We start from the raw sequence: 18693 nt of genomic DNA, 5'->3' as shown, positions 1-18693 counted from the left end.
GCGTGAACCGGTCGGCTGGGACGACTCAGACCATGGTCAGGACCATGGCCGGGTTCCGCAGGATGGTGCCGACGTCGGCGAGGAAGCGTGAGCCCTGCTCGCCGTCCACCAGCCGGTGGTCGAAGGACAGGCTCAGCGTCATCACCGAACGGAGTGCGATCTCCCCGCGGTACTCCCACGGCATGCGCCGGACGGCACCCATGGCGAGGATGGCCGCCTCGCCCGGGTTCAGGATCGGCGTGCCGGCGTCGATTCCGAAGACCCCGATGTTCGTGATGGAGATGGTGCCGCCCGTTAGATCCGCCGGTGTGGTCCTCCCGGCGCGCGCGGTCTCCGTCAGCGCGCCGAGTGCGCGGGCGAGCTCCACGAGCGGCAGGGTCTGCGCAGCCTTGATGGTGGGGACGAGCAGACCGCGGGGTGTCGCCGCGGCGATCCCGAGGTTCACGTCCTCGTACTGCACGATCTCCTGGGCCTGCTCGTCCCACGAGGCGTTGAGCGAGGGGTTGCGCCCCACCGCGATGCACACGGCCTTCGCCACGATGGTCAGCGGCGTGACCTTCGTGCCCTCGAACGCGCGCCCCGCCTTCAGCTCCGCGAGCAGGTCCATGGTCGGCGTGACGTCGATGGTGAGGAACTCGGTGACGTGCGGGGCCGTGAACGCGCTGGCCACCATCGCGGCGGCGGTGTGCTTGCGCATCCCCTTGATCGGGATGCGGGTGGCGGCGCCCGGCGTCGCCCGACCGGCCGGCGATGCGGCTGCCGCGCTCGCAGGGACACCGACGGTCGCGCCCTGAGCGCCCGCGGACGCGTCGTCGAGGACGGACGGCGCGGCTGCCCCGCCCGAGGAACCCGCGAGGGCAGCGAGGACGTCGGCGCGGGTGATCAGGGCCTGCGGTCCCGTCCCCGTGAGCCCTTCCAGCGGGATGCCGAGGTCACGCGCGAGCTTGCGGACCGGCGGGGTGGACCGCGGCCGCTCGGTGATGCGCGTCGCTGACGTGTGCGAGGAGGGTTCGCTCAGGGACACCGCGTGAGCCGGGACGGCGGCCGCGGTGACGCGCGCTTGGCGCTCCGGTGCGGGCTCGGTGGCAGGGACGGCGCCCGCACCGTCGTGCGGCGCTGCGGCGGGTGCTGGCTGCGGCAGCGTCCTGCTCCTGCGCTGCGGACGCCCGCCCTTCTCGACAGCGGCACCGTAGCCCACCAGGTTCGGCTCGCGGCGGGCCGGAGCGGCGTCCGCCCCACGCATGTCGGCGGTAGCGGACGGGCTCGACGACGGGCTCGACGACGGAACACGGCCCGTGGCGCCCGGCTCCCCCGGCACCTCGAAGGAGACGATCGGCGCCCCGACGTCGACGACGGTACCGGCTGCCTCGTGGAGCCGCACCACGGTCCCGGCGTACGGCGAGGGGAGCTCGACGACGGCCTTGGCTGTCTCGACGTCGGCGATGATCTGGTTCAGCTCCACCCGGTCACCCTCGGCGACGTGCCACTGGACGATCTCGGATTCCGTCAGTCCCTCCCCGAGGTCGGGCAGGCGGAACTCGCGCACCGTCGTCGTGCTGCGGGTTTCGGCGGGAGCCGTCACTGTGCCGCTCCTTCGGGGAGGCGGTCGAGACCGCTGAGCGAGTTGGGGCGGCGGAGCGCGCGGTCCACGCCGTCGAGGATCCTGTCGAGGTCCGGGAGGTGGTGGAACTCGAGCTTGGAGTACGGGTACGGGATGTCGAAGCCGGTGACGCGCACGGGCGCGTGCTCCAGGTGGTCGAAGCAGCGTTCGGTGATGCTCGCCGCGATCTCCGCGCCGAGGCCTCCCGACTGCGCCGCCTCGTGCGTGACCACGAGCCTGCCGGTCTTCCGGACGGACGCCTCGATGGTCGCGAAGTCGATGGGGGCCAGGGACCTGAGGTCGATGACCTCGATCGAGACGCCGTCGTCGGACGCGGCGATCGCGGCGTCGCGAGCGGTCGGGACGAGCGGTCCGTAGGTCACGAGCGTGACGTCGGTCCCCTCCGTCACCACGCGTGCCGCACCCATGTCCGACGACGACGGGTCCACCGACTCGTCCACCTCGCCCTTGATGTGGTAGCGGCGCTTGGGCTCGAAGTACAGCACGGGGTCGTCGCAGGCGATGGCCTGCTGGATCATCGTGTAGGCGTCCTGGGGGTCGGAGACGCTGACCACCCGGAGGCCGGAGGTGTGGGTGAAGTACGCCTCGGGCGACTCGGAATGGTGCTCGGGCGAACCGATGCCGCCGCCGAACGGCACGCGGATGGTGATCGGCATCGTCACGGCGCCCTGCGTGCGGTAGTGCAGCTTCGCGACCTGGCAGACGATCTGGTCGAACGCCGGGTAGATGAAGCCGTCGAACTGGATCTCGACCACGGGCCGGTACCCGCGGTAGGCCATGCCCACCGCGGTGCCCATGATGCCGGCCTCGGCGAGGGGGCTGTCCAGGACCCGGTGCTGCCCGAAGTCCTTCTGCAGGCCGTCCGTGATCCGGAAGACCCCACCGAGCTTCCCGATGTCCTCACCCATCAGGATCACCTTCGGGTCGGTGTCCATGGCACGCCGCAGGCCGGCGTTGATCGCGCGGCCGAAGGTCATCGTCGGCATCAGTGGGTTCCTTCCTGGGACGCCTGCCCGAAGGAGGCGAGGTAACGCTGGTAGTGGTCCTGCTGGCGGTCCAGCCAGGAGTTCGGCTCGCTGTACACGTGCCGGAAGACATCGGACGGCGCGGGTTCGGCCATGGTGAGGCAGCCCTCCCGCAGCTCGGCGGCGACGGCGTCGGCCTTCGCCTTCACGGAGTCCGTGTAGTCGGCCCCGAGCAGGCCGAGCGAGTCCAGCAGGGCCGCGACGCGCGCCAGGGGGTCGCGGGCCGCCCAGTCCTCCAGCTCGTTCGCGTCCCTGTAGCGCGTGGGATCGTCCGCCGTGGTGTGCGGACCCATGCGGTAGGTGACGGCCTCGATGAAGGTGGGCCCACCGCCGGACCGTGCCCGGTCGAGCGCCTCGCGCGTCACGGCGAGGCACGCGAGGACGTCGTTGCCGTCCACGCGGACCGACGGGATGCCGAAGCCCGGCGCCCGGCGGGCGATCGGGACATGCGCCTGGAGACCCACGGGCTCGGAGATGGCCCAGTGGTTGTTCTGGCAGAAGAAGATGACCGGCGCCTGGTAGCTGGCGGCGAAGACCATGGCCTCGTTGACGTCGCCCTGGCTGGTTGCCCCGTCACCGAAGTAGCTGACGGCCACCGAGTCCGCGCCGTCGGTCAGGATCCCCATGGCGTAGCCCGTGGCGTGGAGGGTCTGCGCGCCGATGATCACCTGGGGGGTCGCCATGTTGACGGTGTAGGGATCCCAGCCCGAGGAGGCATTGCCGCGCCACACCCGGAGCATGTCCGTGAGGTCCACGCCGCGGCAGTAGGCGACGGCGTTCTCGCGGTAGCTGGAGAACACGAAGTCGTCCGGGCGGAGCGCGCGGCCGGAACCGATCTGGGCGGCCTCCTGGCCCAGGAGCGGTGGCCACAGCGCGAGCTCGCCCTGCCGCTGCAGGGCCGTCGCCTCGGCGTCGATGCGGCGCACCGCCACGAGGTCCTCGTACAGGGCCTGGATCGCCGGCCCGTCGACGTCGTCCACGAAGCGGTCGTAGTGCGCGTGAGGGTGGCGCACCCCGTGCTCGTCGATGAGCTGGACGAGGTCGTCCGCGCCAGGATGCTGGGGCCCGGGCCGTGCCGTCCCGGACGAGCTCCGGGTGTCGGTCGCCGCGGGCGGGGAGTCGAAGGGTCCGCTCCCGCGGGCCGCCGGGCCACCGGCCTCCACCGGATCGGAAAGGGCCTCGTCCTGGTTCATCGCACGTTCCTCCGCACTGGCAGACGCGTGTCCACGGGCCCGTCGAGCGCCTGCGTGAACGTCCAGGCGCCATCACCCGGAGTGACTGTGACCCTACTCACAGCGCGCAGGTCGCACAACCGTTTCGTCCCGCACTGAGCATCCTGCTCGATCAGGCCGCGACTGCCCGTGTTAGCGTTGCGCAGTATGCGCTCCCCTGACCTCGACCTCACGGACACCCGCCTGCTGCAGGCGATGGCGAAGGATCCCCGACGCACCGTCGTGGCCCTGGCCCAGAAGCTCGGACTCTCGCGCAACACCGTGCAGGCGAGGATGGCGCAGCTCGAGAAGAAGGGCGTCTTCCTCTCCTTCGAGCGCCGCGTGAGCACCGCGGCGCTCGGCTATCCGCTCACCGCGTTCATCCACGTCCACGTGCAGCAGCAGAAGCTGGCCGCCATCACCGAGAGCATCGCAGCCGTGCCGGAGGTGATCGAGGCGTTCGGGCTCACGGGGCAGGCGGACATCCTGGTGCGTGTGGTCGCGGTGGATGCCGAGGACCTCTTCCGCATCAACGGCAAGATCCTCAGCTGCGACGGCGTGGAGCGCTGCGACACCTCGCTGGCCATGGGCGAGCTCATCCCCTTCCGGGTGGAGCCGCTGCTCGCCAGGGGTCCGCGCACCACCGCGTGATCACCGGCCACGCCCACGACGACGACGGCCACACCCCGTGCGGGGTGTGGCCGTCGTCGTGTCAGTAGCCGTCAGACGGCGTGGTACAGGCTGGGATCAGTGATCGGTGGCCTTCTCGGCTCCGACGCCCGTGAGGGACCGCACCTCCATCTCGGCCTGCTTCATCGGGTCCTCCGTGGTCTTCGAGAGCACCGTTCCGAGCCAGCCCAGGAAGAAGGCCAGCGGGATCGAGACGATGCCCGGGTTGCTCAGCGGGAACAGGGAGAAGTCCGCGGTGGGGATCATGGAGCGCTCGCCGCCCGAGACCACGGGCGAGAGGGCGATGAGGAGGATCGCCGAGCCGAGGCCGCCGTACATGCTCCAGATGGCGCCCTGCGTGTTGAACTTCCTCCAGAACAGCGAGTAGAGGATGGTCGGCAGGTTGGCGCTGGCCGCGACCGCGAAGGCGAGCGCCACGAGGAACGCGACGTTCTGGCCCTGGGCGCCGATGCCGCCGAGGATCGAGAGCAGCCCGATGACGACCACCGTGCGGCGGGCCACCTTGACCTCGCCGTCCGGGTCCACGCGGTCCTTGCGGATCACGCTGGCGTAGATGTCGTGCGCGAAGGACGCCGCGGCCGTGATGGTGAGGCCCGCGACCACCGCGAGGATGGTGGCGAACGCGACGGCCGAGATGAGACCGAGCAGCACCGAGCCGCCGAGCTCGAAGGCCAGCAGCGGAGCCGCCGAGTTGACGCCGCCCGGAGCCGCGAGGATGCGGTCCCGGCCGATTAGTGCGCTGGCGCCGTAGCCGAGCACGAGGGTGAAAAGGTAGAACGCACCGATGAGCCAGATGGCCCAGACCACCGAGCGGCGGGCCTCCTTCGCCGTCGGGACGGTGTAGAAGCGCATGAGGACGTGCGGCAGGGCGGCGGTTCCCAGCACGAGGGCGAGCGCCAGCGAGAGGAAGTCCAGGCGGGTGATGGCGCTGAGGCCGTACTGCAGACCCGGGCTCGTGATCGCGGCGTTGCCACTGGTCTCGATCGCCGCACCGAGCAGCGTCGAGAAGTTGAAGCCGTGCTTGGCGAGCACCCAGACCGTCATGATGAATGCGCCCGCGATGAGCAGCACGGCCTTGATGATCTGCACCCAGGTGGTGCCCTTCATGCCGCCGATCAGCACGTACATGATCATGAGCACGCCCACCACGGTGATGACGACGGACTGCCCCACGCGGTCATTGATGCCCAGCAGCAGGGACACGAGGCCACCGGCGCCGGCCATCTGAGCGAGCAGGTAGAAGAAGCACACGGCCAGGGTGGTGATCGCCGCGGCGATGCGGACCGGTCGCTGCTTCAGGCGGAAGGACAGCACGTCCGCCATGGTGAACTTGCCGGTGTTGCGCAGCAGTTCCGCGACGAGCAGCAGCGCCACGAGCCAGGCGACGAGGAACCCGATGGAGTACAGGAAGCCGTCGTACCCGTTGATGGCGATGGCGCCCACGATCCCGAGGAAGGACGCCGCAGAGAGGTAGTCACCCGCGATGGCCGTGCCGTTCTGGCCTCCCGTGAAGGAGCGGCCGGCCGCGTAGTAGTCGGCTGCCGTCTTGTTGTTGCGGCTGGCCCGCAGCACGATCACGAGGGTGATGGCCACGAAGATGCCGAAGATGGCGATGTTGAGGACGGGCGAGCCGACCGTCGTGACCTCCGCCGTCTGGGACGGGACGCGCACGGCGCCCTGGGTGATGCCGATCATTTCTTTCCACCTGCCGGGTCGACGAACACATCGGGGGCCGCTTCCTCGAGCTCGTGCCTGAGGCTCGCGGCGATCGGGTCGAGCCGCTTGTTCGCGTAGCTCACGTACCACATGGTGATCGCGAAGGTGCTGACGAACTGCAGCAGTCCGAGGATGATGCCGATGTTGATGTTGCCGAACACGGGCGTCGCCATGAACTCGTGGGCGTAGTCGGCCAGGAGCACGTAGGCGAAGTACCAGAGCAGGAAGAACACTGCCATGGGGAAGACGAAGCTGCGGTGGCGCTTGCGCAGTTCCTTGAACTGCTCGGTCTGCTGGACTTCCGTGAAGTCGACGGCAGCACCGGAGCCGCTGGACGGCTCGACCGGGTGCGAACCCATTGTTTCTCCTCTGTCTCGGTGGTCACGGGGCCGCGACGACGGCGGCATCGCCGCACAGGGAGGCACGGCGGTGTGACTGCCATCACTCTGCGCGACGACGACGGCGCCCACCAGAAGCACGCGCGGGCGCGTCGGTGAACGAGCGGCGAGGTGCGGTGAACGGTCGCACGTGGCCGGCTCCTGCTGCGCCGGCGACGCCCGGGTGGCCCGCTGCGGCGAGGCGCGGCGTCGTCCGGAGGGTTCGGCTCCGGCCCCCACCGGGCGGGCGACGGCGGGAGGCCGGTCCGCAACCGGGAGCTAGTGTTGAGCAATGTTCAGCGCCGCCGTCGACACCGCCCTGGTGTTCGCCGTCGCGGTGATCACCCTCGCCGTCGTCGCCTCGCTGGGTTTCCGCCTCTCCCGCTCCTACCGCGACCTCGGGTCCGACGCCGACCGCGCCACCTACGCCACCCTGCACACGGCGGCCCTCGCCTCCGAGCACCTCCGCGAGGGCCTCACCCCCGCGGGCGCCACGAAGGCCAGCCGCCATCTCCGCGGCCTGCTGCGCTGCGACGTCCTCATGATCAGCGACGACGCCGGAGTGCTGGCGTGGGAGGGCGGCCGCGGGACACCACCGGACGTCATGCCGCTCGTCCGCCAGGTCCTCGAGAGCGGGCGCACGCAGATCCTCCGCCGGCAGCAGCTGGACGCAGCCGGACTGCCCGGTCTCGGCGAGGGCGTGGTCTCCCCGGTCCGGGTCGAGAACCGCGTGGTCGGCACCGTGGGCGCGTTCACCTCGGTGGTGGACGCCGGTCTCGTGCGTGCCACCAACGAGCTGGCGGGCTGGGTGTCCACGCAGGTGGAACTGGCGGAGCTCGATTCCTCGCGCCGGCTCCTCGCAGAGGCCGAGCTCCGGGCACTGCGCGCGCAGATCAGCCCCCACTTCATCTACAACTCCCTCAACGCCATCGCATCCTTCATCAACACGGACCCTGAGCGGGCCCGCGATCTCGTGGTGGAGTTCGCCGACTTCACCCGGTACTCCTTCCGCCGGCACGGGGACTTCACCACCGTGGCCGAGGAATTGAGGAGCATCGACCGCTACCTGCTCCTGGAGCGTGCGCGGTTCGGTGACCGGCTCACGGTGACCCTCGAGATCGGGCCGGAGGTCCTCAGCACCGTGATCCCTTTCCTCAGCCTCCAGCCGCTCGTCGAGAACGCGGTGCGGCACGGCCTCGACTCGAAGGACGGCATCGGCAACATCACCATCACCGCGCACGACGCCGGCCCCTACGCCGAGGTGACCATCGAGGACGACGGCGTGGGCATCGACCCCGACCACCTGCGGTCCGTCCTCGCCGGCCACACGGAAGGGGTGCACGTGGGGTTGCGGAACGTCGACTCGCGGCTCCGTCAGGTCTACGGCGACGACCACGGGCTCATCATCGACACCGCGCCGGGCGCAGGGACCCTCATCACCCTGAGGGTGCCGAAGTCTCAGCCCGATCACCGGGCCTGAGGCGCGCGGTCCACGTACTGTAGGCCCATGGTCAACGTCATCGTCGCCGACGACGAACAACCCGCCGTCGAGGAACTGGCCTTCCTCCTCCGCCGGGACGCGCGCATCGGATCCATCCACCGGGCGTCCGGTGGCGCCGAAGCCCTCCGCCTCCTCGAGCAGCACCCCGTGGACGCGATGTTCCTCGACATCCACATGCCCGCGCTGTCAGGTCTGGACATCGCGCGCGTGATCGCCGGGCAGCCCCGGCCCCCCGCCGTCGTCTTCGTCACCGCCGACGAGGACCGAGCGCTCGAGGCCTTCGACCTCCGCGCCGTCGACTACCTGCTGAAGCCCGTGCGGACCGACCGCCTCGCGGAGTCCGTGCGCCGCATCTCGGAGTTGATGGACGGCGCCGCCGCGGCACCCGAACTCATCACCGTGGACCAGGGCGGCGTGAGCCGCATGATCAGGCGCGACGACGTCCGCTACGTCCAGGCGCAGGGCGACTACGCCCGCCTCCACACCTCCGAGGCGAGCTACCTCATCCGCATACCGCTCAACGACCTCGAGCGCCAGTGGTCCGACGCCGGGTTCCTGCGGACCCACAGGTCCTACCTCGTGGCGATGGATCAGGTGCGCAAGGTGCGCATCGGCGCCGGGCGCGCGAGTCTGTACATCGGGGACGCCGAGCTGCCCGTGAGCCGCCGGCACCTCTCGGACGTGCGCGAGAAGCTCGAAGCCACGCGCCTGCGCCCCGGCCACTGACGGTCCGCCCCGTGCCGTCGTCCGATCCGCCGGATGGAGGAGTCTCCCCCGCGAGCCCCGCGCCCCTCGACCAGCCGGCCTCGCCGCCTCCCCGCGTGCGCGTGACCGCTCCCCGTGCGGCAGCCCGCGCGACGGGCGCCTCGTTCCCGGTGTCCCGGGAGATGGCCGAGCAGTCCGAGGTGGGCCAGCTCTTCGTCACCTCCCTGATCCGCTCGCAGCTCCGCCTGGCGCTCGTGGTGGCCGGGGGGTTCCTCGTGATCCTCATCGGCATCCCCGTGCTCCTGGCGGTGTTCCCCGCCATCGACACCGTCACGATCCTGACGGTGCCCGTGCCCTGGCTGCTGCTCGGCCTCGGCATCTACCCGCTCGCCATCGGCTCCGCCGTCCTCTACCTCCGGAGCGCGACCCGCAACGAGCGCCGGTTCCAGGACCTGGTGGACGATGACTGACGTCCGGGACGCCGCCCTGCAGCTCAGCCCCGCCGTCGGGTACACCGCGCTGATCCTGGTGGCCCTCAGCACGGTGCTGATCGGCATCTACGGCCTGCGCGTCTCACGGACCACGGGCGACTTCTACGTGGCCTCCCGCACCGTGCGCCCCTGGTGGAACGCGTCGGCCATCGGCGGGGAGTACCTCTCCGCCGCGAGCTTCCTCGGTGTGGCGGGCCTGATCCTCGTGTCCGGAGTGGACGCCCTCTGGTTCCCCATCGGCTACACCGCCGGCTACCTCATGCTCCTGCTCTTCGTCGCCGCTCCCCTGCGCCGCTCGGGCGCCTACACGATCCCCGACTTCGCCCAGGCGCGCCTCGACTCGCTGCTGGTGCGCCGGGTCACGAGCCTGCTGGTCGTCGTCGTCGGCTGGCTCTACATCGTGCCGCAGCTGCACGGGGCGGCCCTGACGGTCACCATCACCACCGGTCTCCCCGCCTGGGTGGGCCCCGTCGCCGTCGTCGTCGTGGTGTCGCTGAGCGTCGTGACCGGTGGCATGCGGTCCATCACCTTCGTGCAGGCCTTCCAGTACTGGCTGAAGCTGACGGCGCTCGCCGTCCCGGTGGTGTTCGTCCTGCTGCGACTCGGCGCGGACGGCGGACCGATCACGGGTGGCGGCAGCGCCTTCGCCCGGGATCTCGACTCGGCCGCGGACGCCTCGCTGTACGGCACCATCTCCCTCGTCATCGCGCTGCTGTTCGGCACGCTCGGACTGCCGCACGTCCTCGTGCGCTTCTACACCAACCCGGACGGCGCCTCGGCGCGCAGGACCACCGTGATCGTGCTCGGTCTGCTCAGTGTCTTCTACCTGTTCCCCACGGTGTACGGGATCCTGGGGCGCATCCACACGCCCGAGCTCGCCGCGGCCGGGGCGGCGGACGCCACCGTGCTCCTGCTGCCGGGCCGTATCCTCGACGGCGCGACGGGCGACATCCTCTCGGCCCTCGTGACCGCCGGCGCGTTCGCCGCGTTCCTCTCGACCACCAGCGGGCTCGTGGTCTCCCTCGCAGGGGTGGTGAGCCAGGAGTTCTTCGGCGGCAGCGTCAGGGGATTCCGACGCGCCGCACTCCTCTCCGCCGTCGTGCCCCTGGTGTTCGCGCTGCTCACCGACAGCCTGGCCCTCGCCGGCAGCGTGGGCTCGGTGTTCGCCTTCACGGCGTCGACCATCTGCCCGCTGCTGGTGCTCGGGATCTGGTGGCGCGGGCTGACCGACGCCGGGGCGATCGCCGGGATGCTCACCGGGGCGGTGCTCTGCGGCGGGGCGATCCTCGTCACCGCGCTGCTCGGTCCGGGCAGCGAGACGGCGTGGGAGTGGCTCGCCCAGCCGGCCCTCTGGACCGTCCCCACCGCGTTCGTCACCATGGTCCTGGTCTCACGGGCGACGGCGGGGCGGCGGCCGGCGTCGGCGTCGCGCGTGCTCGCCCGCCTGCACACGCCCGAGGCGCCCCACGAGCAACAGTCGTCCCGGTCGCGCTGATGGCGCTGCTGGGTGTGCCTGTAGACGTGCGGCCGCTGGAGGTGCCGGGCACGCTGATCGTGACGGTCGCGCTGGGTCGCACCGGGTGGTATGACCGCCGCGTCAGTCGATCCCGGCCATCAGCTCCACGACGCGGTCGAGGAAGGCATCCACCTGGTTCTCCTCGTAGCCGTCCGCACCCCGCGCCTCGCGGAACACGGCCCTGCGCACCACGTCGACGCTCATGGGCTGGTCGTGCTCGAGGTACTGCAGCAGCTCGTCGCAGAGGCGGTCGACGTCGTCGACGTCGTAGCTCGACGTCCGCTTCTTGGACGGCCTCCTGAACCGCTCGCCCGGCGGCCGGTGGAGGCGGTTCCGAAGCACGGCGGCGCTGCGGCCGATGCGTCGCAGCCAGGCGTCCTCGCCCTCCGTGCTGATGAGATGATCGCGTTCCCGCTGCGCGAAGACGTCCTCGAGGCGGTCCAGGGCGGCGTCGACCGCCTGCGGTTCGTAGCCGCCCCTGGCCGGGTCGAAGGACATCGCGCGCACGTCGTTGCTCGTGATCGAGCCCGTGACGTGCTCGGCGTTGTAGTGCTCCCGGGCCTTGGTGAGGAAGCGGTCGACCTGCCGGGTGTTGTAGCCGTAGGCCCGGCGCCCCACACGGGCGAACGGGGAGCTGCCGGGGCGAGCCACATCCATTGTCGAGATCCTTCTGCCGAACCCTGCTGAGACCGAGCGGGAGTGGGTCGTCCCCCGAAGGACGCCGGCCGACGTGCGGCTACAGCAATCCCGGTATCAATGTAGCGGACAGGAGATAGGCCACCGGGGAGGCGAAGACGATGGAATCGAGGCGGTCCATGATGCCGCCGTGCCCGGGCAGCATGGTGCCCATGTCCTTGACGCCCAGTTCCCGCTTGATCATCGACTCGGCGAGATCGCCGGCCGTCGCGGACGCCACGATGGCGACGGCGAGGGCGAGACCCAGCCACAGGGGCTGGTCCAGCAGGAGGACGGCGCAGAGACCCCCGACCACGAAGGCGCCGCCGATCGAGCCACCGAACCCTTCCCAGGACTTCTTGGGGCTGATCTTCGGGGCCATGGGGTGTTTCCCGAAGAACGCGCCGATGAGGTAGCCGAAGGTGTCGTTCGCGACGACGAGGAGGAGGAGCGTGGCGATGACGAGGTAGCCGCCATCCGCGCGCATGAGCAGCATCGCGAAGCTCAGCATGAACGGCACCCAGAGCATCGCGAAGCAGCCGGCCGCAAGACTCTTCGCGGCGTCCGGCGCCGGATCGAGCGTGCGCCAGACGAACAGGACCAGCACCGCGCACACCGTCGCCGCGGCCAATCCCTCCGGTCCCTGGAGGTAGGCGGAGAACGGCAGCGCCAAAGAGCCCGCCATCACCGGCGGCAGGGGAACGTGGATACGGCGGAGCTCGAGCGCCCGGCACAGCTCCCAGGCGCCCACGGCCCCGAAGAGGGTCACCATCGCCACGAAGACGACAGGGAAGAACAGCAGCCCGGCGAGGACGGGGATCAGCAGGGCGGCTCCGACGCCGAACGCCGCCGGCAGGTCCCGGCCCGCACGCGACGGCGCCCCGGGCCGACGCCGGCCGGGCAGTCGCGACACGAGGGTCCCCCTGCCCGGGCCGGGAGGATCGGAGTCAGCCATCAGACCTCGAGCAGCTCGGTTTCCTTGCGCTTCAGCAGCTCGTCGATCAGGTCGACGCGGGACTTCGTGAGGGCGTCCAGTTCCTTCTCGGCCCGCGACCCCTCGTCCTCACCTGCATCGCCGTCCTTCACGGCCTTGTCGATGCCGTCCTTCGCCTTGCGGCGGACGTTGCGGACGGACACCTTGGCGTCCTCCGCCTTCGTCCGGACCAGCTTCACGTACTCCTTGCGGCGCTCCTGCGTCAGCTCGGGCAGCACCACGCGGATGACATTGCCGTCGTTCGACGGGTTCGCCCCGAGGTCGGAGTCGCGCAGGGCCTTCTCGATGTCGTTCAGCGAGGCACGGTCGAAGGGGGTGATGAGCAGCGTGCGGGCCTCGGGGTTCTGGAAGGAGGCGAGCTGCTGCAGCGGCGTCGGGGCGCCGTAGTACATCACCACGACCTTCGAGAACATCGCGGCGTTCGCTCGGCCGGTGCGGACCGTCGCGAAATCGTCCTTTGCAACCTCCACGGCCTTGTCCATCTTGTCGGTGGCTTCCAGCAAGGTCTCTTCGATCACAATGTCTCCTTCGCTCCGCAGTCGGTTGACAGGCAACCGGTCCAGTGGACAATCCTAGTTCAATGCCGCGTCCCCACCCGGGGGCCGCGGCCTTCCGTTGCCGAGTCGGCGTGCAGCCGCTAGGCCGTGACGAGCGTTCCGAGCCTTTCGCCTCGGATGGCGCGGGTGACGTTCCCCTCGCCCTCCATGCCGAAGACCACCATCGTGAGGTCGTTGTCCTTGCACATGGTCATGGCCGTCTGGTCCATCACGCGGATGTCGCGACGCAGGGCCTCGTCATAGGAGAGGGTGTCCAGTTTCTGCGCCGTCGGGTCCTTGTGCGGGTCCGCCGTGTAGACGCCGTCCACTCCGCTCTTGGCCATCAGGACCTCGTCCGCGTGGACCTCGAGGGCACGCTGCGCCGCGACGGTGTCGGTGGAGAAGTACGGCAGGCCGGCACCGGCTCCGAAGATCACCACACGGCCCTTCTCGAGGTGGCGGATGGCCCGCCGCGGGATGTACGCCTCCGCGACCTGCCCCATGGTGATGGCGCTCTGCACGCGCGTCTCGACGCCCGCCTGCTCGAGGAAGTCCTGGAGCGCGAGGCAGTTCATGACCGTCCCGAGCATCCCCATGTAGTCCGCGCGCGAGCGGTCCATGCCGCTCTGCGACAGCTCGGCGCCGCGGAAGAAGTTGCCGCCACCCACCACGATCGCCACCTCGACCTCGTCGACGGTCTCGGCGATCTGCCGGGCCACGCCCCGGACGGTCTCAGGATCGACGCCGAGCTTGCCGCCGCCGAAGACCTCCCCGGACAGTTTGAGGAGCACGCGGCGCCGTGTGGGTGTGCCGCCCGTCGGTGCTTCGGTGGTGTCCATGGGGGTGCCTCCCGGGCGTAGGGCTGTTCGCCGCTCGTGGTCGAACGGCCGGTTGCGTGTGGGTGGGGTGCTGTCTGCTGCGCATCGGCGCTGGGACGGATCCGTCTCAGGATACGTGCCGGGCCGCGGGCACGGGAAAGGGCGGCCTCCTCGACGGCGGCCGCCCTTTCCTGGTGGTGCGTCGACCGGCCGTGCCGGTCGCCGTGTGATCAGAGGGTGATCAGTGGACGATCAGGCGCCGACCCGGAAACGGGCGAACGCGGTTGCCGTGGCGTTCGCCTCGGAGAGCACCGCGGCGACGGACTTCTTGGCGTCCTTCGCGAAGGCCTGGTCCACGAGGACGCCCTCCTTGAAGAAGCCGGTCAGACGACCCTCGACGATCTTCGTCAGTGCCTGCTCGGGCTTGCCCTCGGCGCGTGCGGTCTCGTCGGCGATCCGGCGCTCGGACTCGACGAGCTCGGCGGGGACGTCCTCGCGCGTCAGGTACGTGGGCGAGTACGCGGCGATGTGCACGGCGATGTCGTGCGTGGCCTCGACGGCGGCGTCACCCGAACCTTCGACGGCGAACAGCACGCCGACCTGGGCGGGGAGGTCCTTCGACGTCTTGTGGAGGTAGGCGTCGACGATCTGACCCTCGACACGGGCGATGCGGCGGACGTCGACCTTCTCGCCCAGCAGGGCACCGGCCTCGATGACGTGCTCGGAGACGGGCTTGCCGTCGAGCTCGAACGCGAGGAGCGTCTGGACGTCGCTCGCGCCGGACTCGATGGCCGCACCGAGGACCTTGTTCGAGAAGTCGATGAAGGGTCCGGCCTTGGCCACGAAGTCGGTCTCGCAGTTGACCTCGACCATGACGCCCACGGAACCCTCGACGCGCGCGGCGACGAGGCCCTCGGCCGTCGAGCGGCCTTCACGCTTGGTGGCGCCCTTCAGGCCCTTGATGCGGATGAGCTCGAGTGCCTTGTCGGCATTGCCGTCGGCCTCGTCGAGCGCCTTCTTGACGTCCATCATGCCCGCGCCCGTGCGGTCGCGCAGGGCCTTGATGTCAGCGGCAGTGAAATTTGCCATACGAACTCCTCAGTCGTTGATGATCTACCAGTAGCATCCGCAGGGCGCAGCCCTCGGAGCAAGTCTCACGCGATGAACACGTGTGGAACATGCGAGAGGGGCGTGGGATACCCACACCCCTCACGCACGGGTACTACTTGGTGTCGGCTGCGGCTTCCGTTGCGGGAGCGACTGCCTCGGGGACTTCCTCGGCGATCGGGGCCTGCAGACCGGCGGGTGCTTCGTCGGCCGCGGGGGCCTCGGGAGCAGCCTCGGGTGCTGCGGCCTCGGCGGCGGGGGCGGCGTCGGGCTCGGCGTCCGCGTTGCCCTGCAGCAGCTCGCGCTCCCACTCGGCCATCGGCTCGGCGGCCACGGCGTCGTTGTTGTTGCCCGAGCGGTTGTGACGCTCCATGAGGCCTTCGGCCACGGCGTCGGCGATCACGCGGGTCAGCAGGTTGACGGCGCGGATGGCGTCGTCGTTACCCGGGATCGGGAAGTCGACCTCGTCCGGGTCGCAGTTGGTGTCGAGGATCGCGACCACAGGGATGTTGAGCTTCTTGGCCTCGTCGATGGCGAGGTGTTCCTTCTTCGTGTCCACGACCCACACGACCGAGGGAGCCTTGGTCAGGTTGCGGATGCCACCGAGGTTGGTCTGGAGCTTGGTGAGCTCACGCCGCATGAGCAGGAGCTCCTTCTTCGTGTGGCCCGACCCGGCGACGTCGTCGAAGTCGATCTCCTCGAGCTCCTTCATGCGCTGGATGCGCTTGGAGACCGTCTGGAAGTTGGTGAGCATACCGCCGAGCCAACGCTGGTTGACGTAGGGCTGGCCGACGCGGGCGGCCTGGTCGGCGATCGCTTCCTGGGCCTGCTTCTTCGTACCGACGAAGAGGACGGTGCCGCCGTGTGCAACGGTGGCCTTCACGAACTCGTACGCGCGGTCGATGTAGCCCAGCGACTGCTGCAGGTCGATGATGTAGATGCCGTTGCGCTCGGTGAAGATGAAACGCTTCATCTTCGGGTTCCAGCGGCGGGTCTGGTGACCGAAGTGGACGCCGCTGTCGAGCAGCTGGCGCATTGTTACTACTGGCATGTCATGCCTTTCCTCAGCATCGGCTCCTGCGCAGGGCGCCGCCGGTGCTTGTTGACGGTTGTCTTCGCGCCGCCCAGGGCGGGCGGCACATTCCTGGTACCCGTTCGTCCATCAGGACACCCACCCCCACCGGACGACGCCGGACCGCGGGGCGGATCCTCGGACCCTCGAGGGGGCCGAACCACGGATACGCGTAGTCAGTTGCTTCTTCCCGGTCGCACGCGTGCCGAGGGCACGAGGGCATGGGAGCAGCAGACTGCTCGCACAAGTGTACTACAGCGGCGGGGTCGGGCCGGGGCTCCTGACACCTACCGGCGGCGCGCCCGAAAGGCCTCCCGAGAGCCCTTTCGCCGGCCCTTCCGCCGGCCCAGGGAGTGTCCACCGAGGGGCGGGCAGGGGATTGTCCACATAGGGGCGGGCGAGCCGTTGTCCACGCGCGGTCCACGGCATCGTGGTGCCATGGCCCCTCCCCCGCGACCACGCCCGACGCCGGCACTGCCCGCCGTCTTCCTCCTGACCCTCGCCCTGCTGGGCACGTCCGGGGTGCAGGGCGCGCACGGCGTCGAGACGGGAGGGGCGGCTCGGACATCCGCAGCTTCGCCGTTCGTCGCCGAGTGGTCCTGGCCCTTGGCACCCGCTCCCCGGGTGCTGAGGCCCTTCGAGAAGCCGCCGCGCCCGTGGCAGCGCGGCCACCGCGGCGTCGACCTCGCGGCACCGGCCGGATCGCCCGGCGGCGGCGTACTCAGCCCCGCGGACGGCGTCGTCTCATTCGCGGGCACCGTGGTGGACCGGGGCGTGCTGTCGATCGACCACGGCGGCGGTCGCGTCAGCAGCTTCGAACCGGTGCGGACGGACCTCGTCGATGGACAGCAGGTGCGCGAGGGTCAGGTGGTCGCCGTCCTCGCCGATGCTCCCGGCACGTCCGGCCTCTTCCACTGCCCGTCCCGATGCCTCCACTGGGGAGTGCGGGAGGACGGCGAGTACGTCGATCCGCTCGGCTTCGTGACGGACAGGAGGCCGTCGGTCCTCCTGCCCCTCGGGCCCTGAGCCGGGCATCGCGCGGCGCCCAGGGCCCCCTGCTCCGACGTCGTCCGATGCGTCATCCGGTGCGTCGCGGACGCGCTCCGGATCAGACGAACGCGGCGATGCCCGTGATGGAACGCCCCACCACGAGGGTGTTGATCTCCTGCGTTCCCTCGTAGGAGTAGATGGCCTCGGCGTCCGAGAAGATCTTTGCCATCTCGTAGTCGGTGACGATCCCGTTGCCTCCGAGGATGTTGCGTCCCGCGGCGACGCTCTCGCGCATGCGCGCCGTGGTGAACGCCTTGGCGAGCGCGGACTGCTCGTCCTTCGCCTTGCCCGCGTCCTCGAGCTGGGACAGCCGCACCATCATGCCCATCGAGCTCATCGCGTTGCCGAGGATCTGCACGAGCTGCTGCTGTACGAGCTGGAAGCTCGCGATCGGCCGGCCGAACTGCTCGCGCTCCACGGCGTAGCGCCGCGCGACGTCGAACGCCGCCATCTGCTGGCCCACGGCCTGCCACCCGACAGCCAGTCGCGTGACCTTCAAGACCTTGTTGGTGTCGCGGAAGCTGTTCGCACCCTTCAGGTGATGGTCGTCCGGCACCACGACGTTCTCGAGGACGATGTCCGCGTTCTCGACGATGCGCAGGGCGATCTTGTTCTCGATCTTCGTCGCCGAGAAACCCTCCGAGGAGGTGTCCACCATGAAGCCCTTGACCTGGTTGTCCGCCACGTCCCGGGCGAAGATGACGACCCAGTCCGAGAAGGTGGCATTACCGATCCACCGCTTCGCGCCGTTGAGGATCCAGGTGTTCCCGTCGCGGCGGGCCGTGGTGCGGGTACCGCCGGCCACATCCGATCCCCCGAGGGGCTCGGTGAGCCCGAAGGCGCCGATCTTCCGCATCGCATAGACGTCCGGGAGCCATTCCTGCTGCTGCTCCGGGGAGGCGAGCGCCTCGATCGACCCCGTGAAGAGACCGTCGTGCACTCCCATGAACGTGGCGATGGAGGTGTCCGCGCGGCTGAACTCGGCGTGGACGATGCCCGCGAAGAGGTTCGAGTAGCCCTGGCGGTACACGGGGCTGACCGGATCCAGCTCGGCGATCCTGGGGATGAGCTCCTGCGGGAACGCACCCTGGTTCCACCACTCGACGGCGTGCGGGCGGACCTCGCGCGTGAGCCAGGAACGCACCTCCTCGAGCCGGGAGCGCTCCTTGTCGGTCAGCAGCTCCTCGAACGCGTAGAAGTCGCCGTCGGCATAGGGAAGGTTGTCGATGTCGATCGGTGTCTTGCTCATCGGTACGGCCTCACTCCGGTCATCGGCGACCAGGACTAGTGCTCGGCCAGGCGGACGCCTGACGGGTGCGCCGTCGTCGACGCGAGAGCTATGTTACCCGCCGGTAACTTAGCGCGCCAGCGGCACGAGGGCACCACACACAGCGAGGACGGCGCCTCCCGATCGCGGGAAGCGCCGTCCTCGATGATGTGATCCGACCGTCCGTAGGGCTGCTGGGGCTTGAACCCAGGACAAACGGATTATGAGTCCGCTGCTCTAACCAGCTGAGCTACAGCCCCTCGGGGAGACCCGAGCTCCCCCGCACCGCCCGGTGACCGGACCGTCCCGCTCGGCGCGAGT

At 69.9% G+C, this 18693-nt stretch carries 18 protein-coding genes and 1 tRNA gene; 6 read left to right on the top strand and 13 right to left on the bottom strand.

From position 1 onward, the window contains the following. Positions 1 to 25: 25 nt before the first annotated feature. From AC4D16_RS11675 to pdhA, 3 genes are read right to left on the bottom strand one after another with little or no spacing between them, the layout of a single operon-like run. Positions 26 to 1582: a dihydrolipoamide acetyltransferase family protein gene (locus AC4D16_RS11675; RefSeq protein WP_490955114.1), complete on the bottom strand. Its 1557-nt coding sequence runs from the start codon at positions 1580 to 1582 to the stop codon at positions 26 to 28. Then, positions 1579 to 2607: an alpha-ketoacid dehydrogenase subunit beta gene (locus tag AC4D16_RS11670; protein WP_490955113.1), complete on the bottom strand. Its 1029-nt coding sequence runs from the start codon at positions 2605 to 2607 to the stop codon at positions 1579 to 1581. Before AC4D16_RS11670 ends, AC4D16_RS11675 begins: the two co-directional genes overlap by 4 nt. Further along, a complete protein-coding gene (pdhA, locus tag AC4D16_RS11665) occupies positions 2607 to 3839 on the bottom strand; it encodes a pyruvate dehydrogenase (acetyl-transferring) E1 component subunit alpha (protein ID WP_490955112.1) in 1233 nt (410 codons plus the stop codon). Before pdhA ends, AC4D16_RS11670 begins: the two co-directional genes overlap by 1 nt. A 186-nt stretch (positions 3840 to 4025) precedes the next feature. On the opposite strand from pdhA, the gene AC4D16_RS11660 reads away from it, so the two are divergent. Further along, positions 4026 to 4508 carry an Lrp/AsnC family transcriptional regulator gene (locus AC4D16_RS11660; protein WP_490955111.1) on the top strand — a complete coding sequence of 161 codons (483 nt, stop codon included), beginning with the start codon at positions 4026 to 4028 and terminating at the stop codon, positions 4506 to 4508. Positions 4509 to 4604: 96 nt separating this feature from the next. Here AC4D16_RS11660 and AC4D16_RS11655 read toward each other — a convergent pair whose 3' ends face one another. Then, positions 4605 to 6242, bottom strand: a complete 1638-nt coding sequence (locus AC4D16_RS11655; RefSeq protein WP_490950724.1) for a solute symporter family protein — start codon at positions 6240 to 6242, stop codon at positions 4605 to 4607. Beyond that, entirely contained in the window at positions 6239 to 6622 is a 384-nt protein-coding gene (locus tag AC4D16_RS11650; protein ID WP_490955110.1) for a DUF485 domain-containing protein, read from the bottom strand. Before AC4D16_RS11650 ends, AC4D16_RS11655 begins: the two co-directional genes overlap by 4 nt. A 310-nt stretch (positions 6623 to 6932) precedes the next feature. Here AC4D16_RS11650 and AC4D16_RS11645 point away from each other — a divergent pair, with 310 nt between their 5' ends. The 4 genes from AC4D16_RS11645 to AC4D16_RS11630 are packed head-to-tail and all read left to right on the top strand — an operon-like array spanning position 6933 to position 10832. Beyond that, positions 6933 to 8120 (top strand): histidine kinase, encoded by a 1188-nt coding sequence (locus AC4D16_RS11645; protein WP_490950722.1) that lies wholly within the window; start codon positions 6933 to 6935, stop codon positions 8118 to 8120. Between the two features lie 27 nt (positions 8121 to 8147). Next, positions 8148 to 8867, top strand: coding sequence for a LytR/AlgR family response regulator transcription factor (locus AC4D16_RS11640; protein ID WP_490950721.1), 720 nt, complete (start codon positions 8148 to 8150; stop codon positions 8865 to 8867). 11 nt (positions 8868 to 8878) lie between these two features. After that, positions 8879 to 9316, top strand: a complete 438-nt coding sequence (locus AC4D16_RS11635) for a DUF485 domain-containing protein (RefSeq protein ID WP_490955109.1) — start codon at positions 8879 to 8881, stop codon at positions 9314 to 9316. Further along, on the top strand, positions 9309 to 10832 hold the full coding sequence (locus AC4D16_RS11630) for a sodium/solute symporter (RefSeq protein WP_490955108.1): 1524 nt from the start codon (positions 9309 to 9311) through the stop codon (positions 10830 to 10832). The genes AC4D16_RS11635 and AC4D16_RS11630 overlap by 8 nt, the downstream gene beginning before the upstream one ends. Before the next feature lie 102 nt (positions 10833 to 10934). On the opposite strand, the gene AC4D16_RS11625 is transcribed toward AC4D16_RS11630, so the two are convergent. From AC4D16_RS11625 to rpsB, 6 genes are all read right to left on the bottom strand, one after another. After that, positions 10935 to 11510 carry a DivIVA domain-containing protein gene (locus AC4D16_RS11625; RefSeq protein WP_490955107.1) on the bottom strand — a complete coding sequence of 192 codons (576 nt, stop codon included), beginning with the start codon at positions 11508 to 11510 and terminating at the stop codon, positions 10935 to 10937. A gap of 79 nt (positions 11511 to 11589) precedes the next feature. Continuing rightward, positions 11590 to 12483, bottom strand: coding sequence for a phosphatidate cytidylyltransferase (locus tag AC4D16_RS11620; RefSeq protein WP_490955106.1), 894 nt, complete (start codon positions 12481 to 12483; stop codon positions 11590 to 11592). Beyond that, a complete protein-coding gene (gene frr, locus AC4D16_RS11615; RefSeq protein ID WP_490950716.1) occupies positions 12483 to 13040 on the bottom strand; it encodes a ribosome recycling factor in 558 nt (185 codons plus the stop codon). Before frr ends, AC4D16_RS11620 begins: the two co-directional genes overlap by 1 nt. A gap of 119 nt (positions 13041 to 13159) precedes the next feature. Next, positions 13160 to 13897 carry a UMP kinase gene (pyrH, locus tag AC4D16_RS11610; RefSeq protein WP_490950715.1) on the bottom strand — a complete coding sequence of 246 codons (738 nt, stop codon included), beginning with the start codon at positions 13895 to 13897 and terminating at the stop codon, positions 13160 to 13162. 231 nt (positions 13898 to 14128) lie between these two features. Then, positions 14129 to 14965, bottom strand: coding sequence for a translation elongation factor Ts (gene tsf / locus AC4D16_RS11605; protein WP_490950714.1), 837 nt, complete (start codon positions 14963 to 14965; stop codon positions 14129 to 14131). A 133-nt stretch (positions 14966 to 15098) separates the two neighbouring features. Continuing rightward, a complete protein-coding gene (gene rpsB / locus AC4D16_RS11600; protein ID WP_490955105.1) occupies positions 15099 to 16034 on the bottom strand; it encodes a 30S ribosomal protein S2 in 936 nt (311 codons plus the stop codon). 459 nt (positions 16035 to 16493) lie between these two features. Here rpsB and AC4D16_RS11595 point away from each other — a divergent pair, with 459 nt between their 5' ends. After that, complete coding sequence (locus AC4D16_RS11595; RefSeq protein WP_490955104.1) at positions 16494 to 17081, top strand: murein hydrolase activator EnvC family protein; 588 nt, start codon at positions 16494 to 16496, stop codon at positions 17079 to 17081. Positions 17082 to 17163: 82 nt separating this feature from the next. Here AC4D16_RS11595 and AC4D16_RS11590 read toward each other — a convergent pair whose 3' ends face one another. Beyond that, positions 17164 to 18354: an acyl-CoA dehydrogenase family protein gene (locus AC4D16_RS11590; RefSeq protein ID WP_490950711.1), complete on the bottom strand. Its 1191-nt coding sequence runs from the start codon at positions 18352 to 18354 to the stop codon at positions 17164 to 17166. A gap of 204 nt (positions 18355 to 18558) precedes the next feature. Next, positions 18559 to 18632 (bottom strand) — tRNA-Ile (locus AC4D16_RS11585). Positions 18633 to 18693: the final 61 nt, after the last annotated feature.

It is taken from the genome of Arthrobacter sp. TJ-236 (assembly GCF_058269235.1).
The sequence above is the reverse complement of the archived record's forward strand: the minus strand, read 5'-3'. Positions and strand labels throughout refer to the sequence as shown.

Excerpts from the sequence above, each read along its gene's own strand:
- AC4D16_RS11670 (WP_490955113.1), bottom strand. The coding sequence starts at position 2,607 with ATGCCGACGATGACCTTCGGCCGCGCGATCAACGCCGGCCTGCGGCGT.
- pdhA (WP_490955112.1), bottom strand. The coding sequence starts at position 3,839 with ATGAACCAGGACGAGGCCCTTTCCGATCCGGTGGAGGCCGGTGGCCCG.
- AC4D16_RS11660 (WP_490955111.1), top strand. The coding sequence starts at position 4,026 with ATGCGCTCCCCTGACCTCGACCTCACGGACACCCGCCTGCTGCAGGCG.
- AC4D16_RS11655 (WP_490950724.1), bottom strand. The coding sequence starts at position 6,242 with ATGATCGGCATCACCCAGGGCGCCGTGCGCGTCCCGTCCCAGACGGCG.
- AC4D16_RS11650 (WP_490955110.1), bottom strand. The coding sequence starts at position 6,622 with ATGGGTTCGCACCCGGTCGAGCCGTCCAGCGGCTCCGGTGCTGCCGTC.
- AC4D16_RS11645 (WP_490950722.1), top strand. The coding sequence starts at position 6,933 with ATGTTCAGCGCCGCCGTCGACACCGCCCTGGTGTTCGCCGTCGCGGTG.
- AC4D16_RS11640 (WP_490950721.1), top strand. The coding sequence starts at position 8,148 with ATGGTCAACGTCATCGTCGCCGACGACGAACAACCCGCCGTCGAGGAA.
- AC4D16_RS11630 (WP_490955108.1), top strand. The coding sequence starts at position 9,309 with ATGACTGACGTCCGGGACGCCGCCCTGCAGCTCAGCCCCGCCGTCGGG.
- AC4D16_RS11625 (WP_490955107.1), bottom strand. The coding sequence starts at position 11,510 with ATGGATGTGGCTCGCCCCGGCAGCTCCCCGTTCGCCCGTGTGGGGCGC.
- AC4D16_RS11620 (WP_490955106.1), bottom strand. The coding sequence starts at position 12,483 with ATGGCTGACTCCGATCCTCCCGGCCCGGGCAGGGGGACCCTCGTGTCG.
- pyrH (WP_490950715.1), bottom strand. The coding sequence starts at position 13,897 with ATGGACACCACCGAAGCACCGACGGGCGGCACACCCACACGGCGCCGC.
- tsf (WP_490950714.1), bottom strand. The coding sequence starts at position 14,965 with ATGGCAAATTTCACTGCCGCTGACATCAAGGCCCTGCGCGACCGCACG.
- rpsB (WP_490955105.1), bottom strand. The coding sequence starts at position 16,034 with ATGCCAGTAGTAACAATGCGCCAGCTGCTCGACAGCGGCGTCCACTTC.
- AC4D16_RS11595 (WP_490955104.1), top strand. The coding sequence starts at position 16,494 with ATGGCCCCTCCCCCGCGACCACGCCCGACGCCGGCACTGCCCGCCGTC.
- AC4D16_RS11590 (WP_490950711.1), bottom strand. The coding sequence starts at position 18,354 with ATGAGCAAGACACCGATCGACATCGACAACCTTCCCTATGCCGACGGC.